Source organism: Halorubrum distributum JCM 10118 (assembly GCF_000337335.1).
GTDB lineage: Archaea > Halobacteriota > Halobacteria > Halobacteriales > Haloferacaceae > Halorubrum > Halorubrum distributum.
The window spans coordinates 1-12404 of the sequence record NZ_AOJN01000013.1 but is presented as its reverse complement, the minus strand read 5'-3'; the positions used below and the strand labels follow the sequence as shown (position 1 = coordinate 12404).

Below are 12404 nucleotides of genomic sequence, written 5' to 3'. Positions count from 1 at the left end.
AGATTCACGATCAATGATGATAACGTTCATAGTTCCCGACCCCGTGGTGTGTGAGGTATGCCAGGCGGACACGCGCAGACCCTGCGACCGTTCATGTGGCGCGCCGAACGACTGTACCCGGACACGGAGATCGTCTCGCGCACCCACGAGGGGCGCACGCGGCACACCTACAGCGAGTACGCCGACCGGACGGCCCGGCTCGCGAACGCCCTCGACGACTACGGCATCGAGCGCGGCGACCGCGTCGCGACGTTCTGCTGGAACCACACCCGGCACTTCGAGACGTACTTCGGCGTCCCGAACACGGGCGCGCAGCTCCACACGATCAACCCGCTGCTGCCCGACGAACACATCCAGTACATCGTCGACGACGCCGACGACGAGATCATCTTCGTCGACCCGTCGCTGGCGGAGAAGATCGCGGGCGCGGCGGAGGGCGCCGCGGAGTTCGAGGGCGTCGACTTCGTCGCGATGGGCTCCGAGGGGATCGACGCGCTCGACGCGCCCGCCTACGAGGAGTTCATCGGCGACCACTCGACCGAGTACGACTGGCCGGACCTCGACGGCGACCAGCCCGCCGGCCTCTGTTACACCTCCGGCACGACGGGGAAGCCGAAGGGCGTCGAGTACACCCAGTCGATGCTGTGGAGCCACACGATGGCCTCCCAGACGCCGCAGGGGATCCCGATGGAGGACTCCGACGTGGTGATGCCCGTCGTCCCCATGTTCCACGTGAACGCGTGGGGGATGCCGTTCACCGCGGCCGCCGCGGGCGCGAAGCACGTCTACCCCGGTCCCTCGCCGGACCCCGCGGACCTCGCGGCGCTGATCGAGGAGGAGGGCGTGACCCTCTCCGCGGGCGTCCCGACGGTGTGGCTCGGGCTCCGCGAGTACATCGAGGGGGGCAACGAGGTCGACCTCTCGACGCTCGACACCGTGATCATCGGCGGCGCGGCCGCGCCGAAGGCGCTGATCGAGTGGTACGACGAGCGCGACGTCGAGGTGCTCCACGCGTGGGGGATGACGGAGCTGTCGCCGATCGGTACCGTCTCGCATCTCAAGGACGACCTGCGCGACGCCGACTACGACACGCAGGTCAACAAGCGCTCGAAGCAGGGGCTCGTCGCCCCCGGCCTGGAGTTCGAGGTCATCGACGAGGACGGCGAGGAGATCCCGTGGGACGGCGAGGCGTTCGGCGAGCTCCGCATCCGCGGCCCGTGGGTCACGAAGGAGTACTTCAAGCGCCCGGAGGCCAACGAGGAGGAGTTCGTCGACGGCTGGCTGAAGACCGGCGACGTGGTCACCGTCGACGAGGACGGCTACATGCAGCTCGTCGACCGCACGAAGGACGTGATCAAGTCCGGCGGCGAGTGGATCTCCAGCGTCGAGCTGGAGAACGCGATCATGGCCTACGACGGCGTCAGCGAGGCGGCCGTCGTCGGCGTGCCCCACGAGCGCTGGCAGGAGCGCCCCGTGGCGTTCGTCGTCGTGGCCGACGGCGTCGACCGCGAGGAGATCGTCGAGCGGATCGAGACCGGCCTCCGCGAGGAGTACCCCAAGTGGTGGGTGCCGGACGCGGTGGAGTTCATCGACGAGGTGCCCAAGACCGCCACCGGGAAGTTCTCGAAGAAGGACCTCCGCGAGCAGTACGGCGACCAGTCGCTCGTCGACGGCGCGGTGCCGGAAGACGACGCTCCTGAGGAGTAAGGTCGCCCGCAGCCGCGATCTACTCGCCGTCGCGCTCGCCGATCACCCACTTGTGCGAGTAGCTCTCGCCGCAGGTGCAGTGGGCGTACGCGTGGACCACGTCGCCCTCCGCGTAGAGGCCGCCGACCTCCTCGTTTTGCGCCTCCGCGAACGCGAAGACGAACTGGACTTCGTGGTCGTCGCCCGCGTCGTCGTCGCCCGCGAACGGACACGCCCCGTCGTCGAGCGAGCGCGCGATCTCGCCGTCCGCGTCCATCGCCGTCTTCGCGAACTCCATCGCGCCCATGCCCGTGCCGGCCTGGAACGCGGAGCGCCCGGTCTCGCCGTCGAGGATCAGGCGGACGCCGCCGTCGGTCTCGGTTCCGACCTCGCGCAGCCGGGAGTCGTCGTCGAGGTACGCGTCGCTCAGGTAGAAGACCACGTCGTCGAGCCGCTCGCCCGCGAGGAACTCGTCGAGGTTGCTCATGCCGGCCGGAGGCGCGTGAGCGGTAAAAGGCGTGCGAGTCGGTCCGAGCGGGAGCGGTGCGTGTCGCGGTCGGCCCGAAGGGACCCGCGGCCGACCAGAGAGCGGAACGCACCGAACCGATGTTAAATCGTGTAGAATCGGGGCAACTGTTAATACGCACCACGGAGATCCGTCGCGTGATGAGTGCGCAAACACGATCCGGCGACCGGCTCGCGGAGTGGGCGCAGCTGGTCGACGAGGACGTGCCCGAGGAGCTCCGAGAGGAGCGGTCCGGCGACCGATAACTTTCACCCCGGTTCGCGAAGGCTTTAGGCCGGTGCCGGCCAAGAGCCGCCGATGGCGACCGAGGCCGCCGGGATCGACAGACCCCTGCTCGTCGACGACTTCCTCCAGCGACGCCGCTACCAGCTCCAGCTGGCGGACGCCGCCGCCGACGAACACACGCTGGTCTGTCTCCCGACCGGCCTCGGAAAGACGACGGTCAGCCTGCTCGTCACCGCCGAGCGCCTCCACCAGGCGGGCGGGAAGGCGCTCTTTTTGGCCCCCACGAAGCCCCTCGTCCAGCAGCACGCGGACTTCTACCGCGAGGCCCTCTCGGTTCCGGACGACGAGATCGTCGTCTTCACCGGCGACGTGAAGCCCGACGACCGCGCCGCGCTGTGGGACGACGCCCGGATCGTGATCGCGACCCCGCAGGTCGTCGAGAACGACCTCGTCGGCAACCGGATCTCGCTGCGCGACGTGACCCACCTCACCTTCGACGAGTGCCACCGCGCGACCGGCGACTACGCGTACGTCTACATCGCGGAGCGCTACCACGCCGACGCGGCCGATCCCCTCGTCACCGGGATGTCGGCCTCGCCCGGCGGCGACACCGAGGAGATCGAGACGGTCTGCGAGAACCTCGGGCTCGTCAACGTCGAGGTGATGACCGAGGAGGACGCCGACGTCGACGAGTACACCCACGACACCGACGTTCAGTGGGAGCAGGTGACGCTGCCGGACGAGGTCCTCGACATCCGCGACGCGCTCAACGAGGTGATCACCGACCGGTTGGAGAAGCTGAAACAGCTCGGGGTGACGAACACGACGAACCCCGACCTCTCGCAGAAGGATCTCAACAAGATGCGGGGGCAGCTGAAACAGATGATGGACAACGACCAGTCGGACGGGTACAAGGGGATGTCCACCCACGCCGAGGTGATGAAGCTCCGGCGCGCGACCGAGCTGGTCGAGACCCAGTCGGTCGAGTCCGTCCGGCGCTACTTCGAGCGCCAGCGCGAGGCCGCCCGCTCGTCGGGCGCCTCGAAGGCGAGCCAGCGCATGGTCGCGGACCCCAAGGTTCGGGAAGCGATGCGGAAGGCGGAGTCGTTCGACGGGCTCCACCCGAAGTTCTCGAAGGCCCGGATCCTCCTGGCCGAAACCCTCGGGATCAACGGCGGCGAGCGCGCCATTCTCTTCACCGAGTCGCGCGACACCGCGGAGGCGCTCGTGGAGTTCCTCTCCGCCAGCTTCGACGTGCGCAAGTTCGTCGGGCAGGGCGACAAGGAGGGCTCGGACGGGATGAGCCAGACACAGCAGCAGGAGACGCTCGACGAGTTCAAGAACGGCGAGTTCGAGGTGCTCGTCTCCACGAGCGTCGCCGAGGAGGGGCTCGACGTCCCCGAGGTCGACCTCGTCTGTTTCTACGAGCCGGTCCCGACCGCGATCCGCTCGATCCAGCGCAAGGGCCGGACCGGCCGACAGGCCGAGGGGAAGGTGGTCGTCTTGATGGCCGAGGACACCCGCGACGAGGCGTTCTTCTGGATCTCGCGGCGCCGCGAGAAGAAGATGGCCAGCCAGCTCGCCGAGCTGAAGGAGGCCACAGACGACATCGAAGAGAACGTCGGCGACGACGGGCAGGCCGGCCTCGACGCGTTCGGCGGAGGATCCGGGAGCGAGGGCGGCGCGGACGCCGAGGCCGGACTCGAAGAGAGCGCGGATGCGATCGACGAGGACAGCGACGACGAGGCCGCCGACGACGACGCCGGACTCACCGACTTCGCGGCGGAGGCGCGGGAGGGCGAGGACGACGAGAGCGACGAATCGGAAGCGAGCGGCGAGGGCGAAGCGGACGACGACGACGCGGACGACGACGGCGTCGTCGCGACCGCCGGCGTCGACGACGGCGTCGAGGTCGTCGTCGATCAGCGCGAGCTCGACTCCTCGATCGCGAAGGACCTCTCGACGCGCGACGGGCTCGTCACCCGGCTGGAGACGCTCGCGGTCGGCGACTACGTGCTCTCCGACCGCGTCGCCGTCGAGCGCAAGTCGGCGGCCGACTTCGTCGACTCGATGCTCGACGGGGACCGCTCGATGTTCGAGCAGATCGGCGAGCTCTCGCGGGCGTACGCCCGCCCCGTGATGGTCGTGGAAGGGACGAACCTCTACGGGCAGCGGGACATCGAGCCCAACGCGATCCGCGGCGCGCTCGCGTCGCTCGCGGTCGACTTCGACGTGAGCGTCCTCCGCACCGAGGGTGAGTCGGACACCACCGAACTGCTCGCGACGATCGCCAAGCGCGAGCAGGAGACGCGCGACCGCGAGGTGAGCGTCCACGGCGAGAAGACGACGAAGACGCGCGCCGAACAGCAGGAGTACGTCGTCTCCGCCATCGCCGACATCGGCCCGGTCACGGCGCGCACCCTCCTCGAACACTTCGGCACCGTGGAGGCCGTGATGACCGCGCCGGAGGACGACCTCCTCGAGGTCGACGGCGTCGGCCCGGTGACCGCGGAACGCATCCGCGAGGTCGTCGGGAGCGAGTACGAGTAACCGGGCCCTCCGCGGTCGTGAAGCGATCGCCGCTCAGTCGAACCCGCTCACCAACGTCACCACCCACTGGCCGAAGTCGTACTCCGAGCAGACCTCCACGCGCGTCACCCACTTCACCCACTGGAACCCCCGCCTGTCGGGCGCGACGAGTCGGGCGGGCGCGCCGTGCCCGTGGCTCAGTCGCTCGCCGCCGACGCGGGTCGCGAGCAGCGCGTCTGCTGCCTCCTCCAGCGGGAGGCTCCAGCGGTAGCCCGTCACGGACGTGAACCGGACGTAAGCCGGCTCGGGGTCGGAATCCGCCTCGGGAGCGTCCCCCGGGGCCGCGACCCCGCCGGCCGCATCCAGCAGGTCGCCGACCCGGATTCCGTCCCACTCCTGGACCGTGTACCAGCCGCTCGTACAGTCGAGCAGCGCCTCCGTCTCGTGGCCGGCGGCGAGGTCGCCGGCGGTTAGGTCGACGGGGTCGCGCACGAGTCCGTCCACGCGGAGCCGGTAGTCGTCCCGATCGATCGGGTCGGGGTCGTCTGCGACCCACGAGGTGATCGGGAAGGCGGCGTTACCGGTGCCCTCGCGGGGCTGTGAGCCGGTGAATCGTCGGTCGGCCCCGGCGGTGTCGAGGACGTCGTTGACCCCCTGTTGGAGCCGGTAGGTCGCGCCGCCGGCCGCGAGTAGCGTGAAGTACCGGACCGCGGTCCGGCGCCGCTCGAAGTCGACGCGGCGCGGGAGCCGGAACCGGGTCGACGCGTGCGCGGCCACGAGCGGGACGAGCGCGAGCCCGAACCCGACGTGAACGGAGAGGAGGGTCCAGTAGGAGAGCCGCACGTCGAGGCCGAACACCCAGGCGACCCCGGTCGCGAGCGCGCCGACCGCGGCGACGAGCGTCAGGACGGAGAGCGCGGTCGACCGCCGCCAGAGGCCGGGGTCGGTGAGCCGGCGACGGACCCGCGCGAGCTTCCACGCGAGCAGCGCGACGATGCCGACGCCGAGGGCGCGGTGGAGCCAGAAGAGGGGCCACCCCTTGGGGACGCCGACGGTGAAGGAGACCAGCCCCGTGACCGCCTCGGCGACGACGAACGCGAACAGCGACCAGTCGACCGCGCGCGGCGGCGGCTCCAGGCGGTCGAGCGCGGTCCGGAGTCGATCCGTCGCGGCCATCTGCGCGTGCTACGTGCTACCGAGCCAAAAGGATACAGCCCGCGGAGGCCCGCCGCGCCCGCTACAGCTCGTACACCTCGCCGTCGACCGCCAGCGGCTCCTCGAACGCCTCGTCGGCGGGGTAGAAGTGCGCGAGGTGGACGAGCCGCGTCCGGTCGGCGTCGAGGTCGTCCGCGAGCGCGAGCGCGCCCTCCCGGGTCATGTGCTTCGTGCCGAACGTCCGCGGGACGCCGTCCGGCCCCTCGTGGCGCCCGCCGATCGGGTGGTGTTCACAGAGCGAGGCCGGGACGATGGCGTCGGCGAGCAGGAGGTCGGGATCGGCGAGCGCCTCGCGGGAGCGCTCGGGGACATCGTAGCTGGTGTCGCCGGTGAGCGAGAGCGTCGCGCCCGTCTCCGGATCCTCGATCACGACGCCGTAACACAGAAGCGGCGGGTGGTCGACTGGGACGAACCGGACCTCGAACCCGCAGGTCTCGAACGGCTCGAACGGGTCGCGGGCGTGGACGCCGATCCGGTCTTCGAGGTAGTCGTACTTGTCGCGGATCGTCTCGGCGACGCTCTGGTCCGTCGCGGGGTCGGTCTCGTTCGGCGCGTGGACCGGGAGCCCGTCAACGAGCCGGTAGACGTTGCCGAGCCCGTCGAGGTGGTCGAAGTGGATGTGCGTCACGAGCCCGGCGTCCGGGAGGGGGACGTCGGCCGCGAGGAACTGCTGTCTGAAGTCGGGACTGAAGTCGACGAGCAGCGACTCGCCGGTGCGCTCGTTGGCGACGTGGACGGAGAAGCGCGACCGCGACACCCCGCGCTCGCGGGCCCGTTCGCAGGTGTCGCAGTCGCAGCCGACGGTCGGCGTCCCCGTCGTGTCGCCCGTCCCGAGGAGGGTGACCCGCATGGGACGCGCTCGGCGGGCCACGGCCTTAGCGTCCGCGGTCGGGACGCGGCAGAAGTCGGAGCGGGAGCGACCGCGCGGCGACCGAACCGCACGGCGGCCGAACCGCACGGCGACCGAACCCCCGAGGTATAACCCCGATCCGCCCCGATCCGGACCATGCACACCAGCCGAGAACTGACGCTCGCGCGGCTCCCCTCGGGCGTGCCGATCCGGACGACCGTCCACGCGTACGGCGAGGGCGAACTCGTCGACGGCGGCGACGGCCCCGAACTCGACGCGCCCGAGGACGCGCCCGTGGTGTACACGCAAGCGGCCCAACACGGCCGGGAGGTGAACGGGACCGCGGTCCTCAGGCGACTCCACGAGCGCCTCGTCGGCGAGGCGTCCGAGACCGGAGCCGAGGGCGGGCCGTCGGCCGCCGACCTCGACGGCACGCTCGTGGCGGTGCCGGTCGCCGACCCCCTCACCTTCGACCGCGTCTCGTACACGACGCCCGAGTCGCTCGACTCGCGGCAGCCGAACATGAACCGCTGCTGGCCCGGCGACCCGGAGGGGTCGCTCCACGAGCGGATGGCGGCCCGGCTGTGGCGGTTCGCCGGCGAGGCGGACGCGATCGTCGACCTCCACACCGGGTCGCCGTCGATGGCGACGCATACGGTGTACATGCGCGGCGACGAGGCCTGCCGCGGGCTCGCGGAGGCGTTCGGCGCGGACCTCCTGCTTGCGGAGGCGGCGGGCGACGACGCCGACACCGAGTGGGACGAGCGCGGCTTCGCCGGGAAGCTCCGGGTCGCCGCCACCCGCGAGGGGATCCCGACGATCACGCCCGAGCTCGCGCACAGCAAGGAGATCGTCCCGGAGGCGGTCGCGGCGGGCGTGTCCGGGATGGTCGGCGCGCTGCGGCACGAGGGGCTCCTGGCGGGCGAGCCCGACGCGTGGGACGGGGTCGTCGCGCGCAACCACCTCGGGCGCGCCATCGCCGACGACTCCGGGCTGTTCGTCCCCGAGCCCGACCTCGCCGTCGGGGACCGGGTGACGGAGGGCGAGCGCGTCGGCGAGGTGTTCGACCCGACGGCGTTCGAGACGCTCCAGGTCGCGCGCGCCGATCGCGACGGGATCGCCTACTCGGTCGCGCGGGAGGCGACCGTCACGGCGGGCGCGACGCTGGTCGGCGTCGCGGAGCGGATCGACGAGGAGTGACGGGAGAACGGCCGAGAAACCGGGGTTACGAATGTCGGACGCGGATCTGTCCGTCCGCGGCGACCGTGACGAAGAGGCGGTTGCGGACCTCGCGGCCGCGGACCGCGTCGCCCGCGCGGTCGCCGATCGTTTTCATCAGCTCGGGCGCGGTCTGGTTCACCTTCACGCCCGCCTCGTCGCAGGCGTCGTACACCTGCTTCGGCGCGTCGTAGAGGTCGGTTCCGGCCTCGATCTCGACGCGGACCGGCGCAGACAGCGCCTCGGCGAACGCGACCGTCTCGCGGGCGCGCTCGACGTTGTCGCGGGCGCTCGACTCCACGCTGGAGACGTTCGCGCGCGAGGTGCCGAGCCGGTCGGCGATGTCCGACTGCCGGAGCCCGCGCTCGCGGAGCGCCAGCACCTCCGCCTGTCGGCGGGTGAGCACGCTCTCGTCGGCGTCGAAGCCGGCTCGCTCCAGGATCGAGTCGGCATCGACGTCCGCTGGGTCCGGCTGCTCGTCGTCTGCGGCCATGTGACCACCGACGGGCCGGTCGCTCAAAAAACGGTGGATTCGCGCGGCGGGCGCGAGCGAAGAGATCGGGCGCGGGTCGCCCGAGAAATCGACGGCGTCCGGACTGTCCGTGGGGCGGGGCTCCCCCGGGACGCCGTCACTTGCCCCAGAAGTTCTCGCGGCTGCCGAGCCGTTCGCGGTCCGTGCGGTCGCGGCGACTCCGCTCGTCGTCCGCGTCCTCGTCGTCGTCTCCCTCCTCGCCGTCCGCGGCCTCGCCGTCGGGCGCCTCGTCGTCCTCCGGGTCGTCGGGGAGTCGCTCGACCACTTCCTGGGCCGTCGCGTGGCTCGACTTCACGCGGTGGATCTTGACCTCCGCGCGCGCCGGGGGGAGCAGCCCGTCGACGAGGACGATGAACCCGTCGTCGGTGCGGCCGACGCCGGCGCCGCTCTCGTGGATGTCGTCGACCTCGACGACGACCGCCTCGCCGGGCTGGACCGGCTGCTGTTTCAGCTCGTAGATCGGCATGTCGTAGTGGTTACACCACTCCGCGCCGCCTTTGTTGCCGTAGTGTTGACACCCCATCCCCTCGATTCGTTCGTCGAAGCTGGGGCAGTCGTCGGCGAGTGGACAGTCCGCCATACCGTAGGGGAAACCGGCCGCGGTTGTAAACGTTTTCGACTCTCAGACCGAAATTTGCGAAAACGGCCGATTCACGCGGCCGAGCGGCGGCTGCTTCGAAACGGAGACGAACGAGAGATCCCTCGGGGCGCGGACCGCGACGGCCTCACAGGAACTCGCGGACCTCGGAGTACCACATGTCGTGATGGTCGACGGCGTCGAGCCCGTCCGCGACGTCGACCGCGATGGCGTGCCAGCAGCGCTGGTCGGGGTCGTCGGCGTCGAGGTTGTACGTCGCGTCCGCGCAGTTGCACTCCCCGTCCTCGACGACGTACTCGTCCTCGTGGCCCACGACGACGGTGAAATCCCGGTAGCGCTTCACGCGCCCCTCGCCGACCGCCTCGATGGCGCGCTGCCCGCGGTCGCCGTGTTCGTCGACGATGGCCGCGGCGATCGGGCCGGTCAGCTCTCCGGCCTCCTCGATCGCGGCGCGCCAGTCGTCGACCGGCTCCATGGTCCCCCGTTCTCGGGCGGTCGGTTAAACAGCGTCGGTCGGATCGGGGTGGGTCGGCCGGACCAGGCGGTGTTGGGTCTGGTCGACGCTTCCAACGCGTGGTTTCAAGCCGCTTCCCCGCCTCCGTCCGCCATGGACGAGGCGTGCCAGTACTTGTCGTACCGCGAGGCGGGCGACGGGAAGTCGTTCGAGACCGCCCGCGCGTTCTGTACCGTGACGGGGTCGTTCGTCCAACCGATGCGCGCGGACATCTGTAACGCGCGGTACGGACTCGACCCCGAGACGGACTGCGAGTTCTACGAGGAGCCGGAATCAGCGCCGACCGACGACGCGCCCGACGCCGACCGATGACGTACGACGATTACCTCGACGGGAAGCCCGCGATCATCACCGCGGCGCTCACCGGCGGCGTCCACGGGAAGGAGGCCCACCCGGACCTCCCGGAGACGCCCGAAGAGATCGCGGCGGCCGCGGCCGCCTGCGAGGACGCGGGCGCGAGCGTGCTCCACCTCCACGCGCGCCGCGACAACGGGGAGCGCGCCTTCTCGACCGAGCGCTTTCAGGAAGTGACGGACGCGGTCCGCGAGGCCACCGACGACGCCGTCCTCCAGCACTCCACCGGCGGGACCGCCGCCCCCGACGCCCTCCGCCACGAGCCCCTGCGGACCGACCCCGCCCCCGAGATGGCGTCGCTCGACATGGGGCCGCTGAACCGCTACGACCGGCTCACCTCGGAGAACACCCGCGAGCTCGTCTCGTCGCTCCACGCGGAAATGAAAGAGCGGGGTATCAAGCCCGAGCTGGAGGTGTTCAACGACGGCCACCTCAACGAGTCGCTGGCGATCCTCGACGACCTCGACGAGCCGCCGTACCTCAACTTCCTGTTCGGCGGCGGGACCACGTCGCCGCCGCATCCCCGGAACCTGGTCAACCGAGTCGAGGCGCTCCCGGAGGGCGTCGAGTTCAACGTAATCGGGTTCGGCCCGCATCAGCTCCCGATGACGACCCAGTCGCTGCTGCTCGGCGGGCACGTCCGGGTCGGGCTGGAGGACAACCGGTACTACGAGCGGGGCGAGCTGGCGACGAACGAGCAACTGGTGGCGCGCGCGGCGCGGCTCGCCGAGGAGCTGGGGCGGCCCGTGGCGACGCCCGAGCAGACGCGCGAGATGCTGGGATTGCGGGGTCGATAACGAGAATTTGGGTCAGGAACGTCGATAGCGATACAATATTTTAAGATAGCGAGGGACGGCGACGACTATTTATAAATGAACGACGCGGTGGCGCGTGCCTCCGAGTGGCCGCCGAAGGCGGCCGCGAGGAGCACGCGCGAGGGACGCCGCGAGCAGCGTGGCGCGACGCGCCACGGGCAGCCGGCGCAAAGCGCCGGCGACGACGCGGGCGACCGAAGGGAGCCCCGAGCGAGCGGCGAGGCTGGGGAGGTGAGAGGTGCTGTGCGGTCGCGGTCGGGTGGGACTCGAAGGGGCAGCCGGGAGGACCGCGCAGGCGACGTAAGCACTGGAAGGAGCGAGCATCGCGAGCGACTGAAGCGCGCAACGAGCGTGCGCGGTCCTCCCGGCTGGGGCTTCGGCGGTGCTTGCCGTCGATCCGCCAGCGGCCATTTATAAACGAATGTTTCCGTTGAGGTCCGATTTTCAGATGTGTTTTCGACTGAAACAGCCGGTCGATGAGGAGTGCGAATCAGTCACGTCGTAATTTCTTAGTTTTCCGGGCCTAGAAAGGTGGATTGCGTATGGTCCCCGTCGACACTCGAACTCTCCTACTGGGTGAAGATCGAAAGCGAGCGAGACAGTGGAGTATCGGTGCCGGAATACTCTTTGTTGCGTCGCTCTGCTACTTCGCGGTGGTACGAATAGCGGACGTTCGCCTGCTCGATTCGGTGCTGTGGTGGCAGGGGTACGCTGTTCTGCTCACGATTTTCGTTGCGGCCCAAGCGTACTCAAACGGGGGAATCGGAGTAAGTTGGTTGCTCGTGTTCGCTGCGGTTGCCGGAGTCATCCTGAACTTCGGTGGTATCGCGTTAACTATGGGGAGACCGGGACTGCTACGGCTCATCGGATACGCCATCATCGGAAGCGCAGTCGCTGCGGCGATCGTGGGGACGCTCGGATTTGCCATCGGAACCGCGGTCCGACGAATTGCTGGATATGCTCTCCGTACGGAATAATCTATATTTGACACTTCCGGGGTTGCGCGACTGAGTCAACCGCAAAAGCGCTCGTTTCCTGATCGGTAGCGGGAGTACGTGTAGTACGTCGTGAGTGAGGCAATTTATAAGTGGAATTTCGGTGTTGCCGTTGGCTGTTTATAAATGATTGAGATTGCTGAGATGACGGCCTACAAAGCCCCAGCCGTCGAGGCGGGCGGACGCTCGCTGTGCTCCTCGTCACTCGCTTCGCTCGTTCCTGCGGTGCTTACTTCGCCTCCGCCCGCCTCGACGGCTGCCCCTTTGATTCCCACCCGCCCCGCACAGCACCCACACCTCACGCCTCCCCAGCCTCGCGGTTCGCGCTCTCCGAGCGCTCACCGCGT

Annotated in this window: 12 protein-coding genes; 6 read left to right on the top strand and 6 right to left on the bottom strand. The window is 69.6% G+C overall.

What is annotated here, in order from left to right; genetic code table 11:
• The first annotated feature begins 57 nt into the window (after nt 1-57).
• On the top strand, nt 58-1707 hold the full coding sequence (locus C466_RS00755) for a long-chain fatty acid--CoA ligase (protein ID WP_004597613.1): 1650 nt from the start codon (nt 58-60) through the stop codon (nt 1705-1707).
• A 19-nt stretch (nt 1708-1726) separates the two neighbouring features.
• On the opposite strand, the gene C466_RS00750 is transcribed toward C466_RS00755, so the two are convergent.
• Nucleotides 1727-2173 carry a DUF5807 family protein gene (locus tag C466_RS00750; protein ID WP_004597615.1) on the bottom strand — a complete coding sequence of 149 codons (447 nt, stop codon included), beginning with the start codon at nt 2171-2173 and terminating at the stop codon, nt 1727-1729.
• 336 nt (nt 2174-2509) lie between these two features.
• Here C466_RS00750 and C466_RS00745 point away from each other — a divergent pair, with 336 nt between their 5' ends.
• The gene (locus tag C466_RS00745; protein ID WP_004597619.1) at nt 2510-4987 is read left to right on the top strand and encodes a DEAD/DEAH box helicase; all 2478 of its coding nucleotides are present in this window, start codon (nt 2510-2512) and stop codon (nt 4985-4987) included.
• Between the two features lie 33 nt (nt 4988-5020).
• On the opposite strand, the gene C466_RS00740 is transcribed toward C466_RS00745, so the two are convergent.
• Together C466_RS00740 and C466_RS00735 are read right to left on the bottom strand one after the other, a co-directional pair.
• Complete coding sequence (locus C466_RS00740; protein ID WP_004597622.1) at nt 5021-6142, bottom strand: molybdopterin-dependent oxidoreductase; 1122 nt, start codon at nt 6140-6142, stop codon at nt 5021-5023.
• Between the two features lie 61 nt (nt 6143-6203).
• Nucleotides 6204-7031: an MBL fold metallo-hydrolase gene (locus tag C466_RS00735; protein WP_004597624.1), complete on the bottom strand. Its 828-nt coding sequence runs from the start codon at nt 7029-7031 to the stop codon at nt 6204-6206.
• 156 nt (nt 7032-7187) lie between these two features.
• Here C466_RS00735 and C466_RS00730 point away from each other — a divergent pair, with 156 nt between their 5' ends.
• Nucleotides 7188-8231, top strand: coding sequence for a succinylglutamate desuccinylase/aspartoacylase family protein (locus tag C466_RS00730; RefSeq protein WP_004597626.1), 1044 nt, complete (start codon nt 7188-7190; stop codon nt 8229-8231).
• A gap of 25 nt (nt 8232-8256) precedes the next feature.
• Here C466_RS00730 and C466_RS00725 read toward each other — a convergent pair whose 3' ends face one another.
• The 3 genes from C466_RS00725 to C466_RS00715 all read right to left on the bottom strand — a co-directional run bounded on the left by C466_RS00725 (nt 8257) and on the right by C466_RS00715 (nt 9854).
• Nucleotides 8257-8742 (bottom strand): Tfx family DNA-binding protein, encoded by a 486-nt coding sequence (locus C466_RS00725; RefSeq protein ID WP_004597628.1) that lies wholly within the window; start codon nt 8740-8742, stop codon nt 8257-8259.
• A 136-nt stretch (nt 8743-8878) separates the two neighbouring features.
• Nucleotides 8879-9361: a TRAM domain-containing protein gene (locus C466_RS00720; protein WP_004597630.1), complete on the bottom strand. Its 483-nt coding sequence runs from the start codon at nt 9359-9361 to the stop codon at nt 8879-8881.
• Nucleotides 9362-9506: 145 nt separating this feature from the next.
• On the bottom strand, nt 9507-9854 hold the full coding sequence (locus tag C466_RS00715; RefSeq protein WP_004597631.1) for a hypothetical protein: 348 nt from the start codon (nt 9852-9854) through the stop codon (nt 9507-9509).
• A gap of 132 nt (nt 9855-9986) precedes the next feature.
• Between C466_RS00715 and C466_RS00710 the strand changes: the two genes are divergently transcribed.
• From C466_RS00710 to C466_RS00700, 3 genes are all read left to right on the top strand, one after another.
• Nucleotides 9987-10205 (top strand): hypothetical protein, encoded by a 219-nt coding sequence (locus tag C466_RS00710; RefSeq protein WP_004597633.1) that lies wholly within the window; start codon nt 9987-9989, stop codon nt 10203-10205.
• Complete coding sequence (locus C466_RS00705) at nt 10202-11044, top strand: BKACE family enzyme (RefSeq protein WP_004597635.1); 843 nt, start codon at nt 10202-10204, stop codon at nt 11042-11044. Before C466_RS00710 ends, C466_RS00705 begins: the two co-directional genes overlap by 4 nt.
• Before the next feature lie 560 nt (nt 11045-11604).
• Complete coding sequence (locus C466_RS00700; RefSeq protein ID WP_049902418.1) at nt 11605-12039, top strand: hypothetical protein; 435 nt, start codon at nt 11605-11607, stop codon at nt 12037-12039.
• Nucleotides 12040-12404 lie beyond the last annotated feature (365 nt).

What these genes read in the sequence shown, in the direction of transcription:
- C466_RS00755 (WP_004597613.1), top strand. Translation starts at nt 58, where the DNA reads ATGCCAGGCGGACACGCGCAGACCCTGCGACCGTTCATGTGGCGCGCC.
- C466_RS00750 (WP_004597615.1), bottom strand. Translation starts at nt 2,173, where the DNA reads ATGAGCAACCTCGACGAGTTCCTCGCGGGCGAGCGGCTCGACGACGTG.
- C466_RS00745 (WP_004597619.1), top strand. Translation starts at nt 2,510, where the DNA reads ATGGCGACCGAGGCCGCCGGGATCGACAGACCCCTGCTCGTCGACGAC.
- C466_RS00740 (WP_004597622.1), bottom strand. Translation starts at nt 6,142, where the DNA reads ATGGCCGCGACGGATCGACTCCGGACCGCGCTCGACCGCCTGGAGCCG.
- C466_RS00735 (WP_004597624.1), bottom strand. Translation starts at nt 7,031, where the DNA reads ATGCGGGTCACCCTCCTCGGGACGGGCGACACGACGGGGACGCCGACC.
- C466_RS00730 (WP_004597626.1), top strand. Translation starts at nt 7,188, where the DNA reads ATGCACACCAGCCGAGAACTGACGCTCGCGCGGCTCCCCTCGGGCGTG.
- C466_RS00725 (WP_004597628.1), bottom strand. Translation starts at nt 8,742, where the DNA reads ATGGCCGCAGACGACGAGCAGCCGGACCCAGCGGACGTCGATGCCGAC.
- C466_RS00720 (WP_004597630.1), bottom strand. Translation starts at nt 9,361, where the DNA reads ATGGCGGACTGTCCACTCGCCGACGACTGCCCCAGCTTCGACGAACGA.
- C466_RS00715 (WP_004597631.1), bottom strand. Translation starts at nt 9,854, where the DNA reads ATGGAGCCGGTCGACGACTGGCGCGCCGCGATCGAGGAGGCCGGAGAG.
- C466_RS00710 (WP_004597633.1), top strand. Translation starts at nt 9,987, where the DNA reads ATGGACGAGGCGTGCCAGTACTTGTCGTACCGCGAGGCGGGCGACGGG.
- C466_RS00705 (WP_004597635.1), top strand. Translation starts at nt 10,202, where the DNA reads ATGACGTACGACGATTACCTCGACGGGAAGCCCGCGATCATCACCGCG.
- C466_RS00700 (WP_049902418.1), top strand. Translation starts at nt 11,605, where the DNA reads ATGGTCCCCGTCGACACTCGAACTCTCCTACTGGGTGAAGATCGAAAG.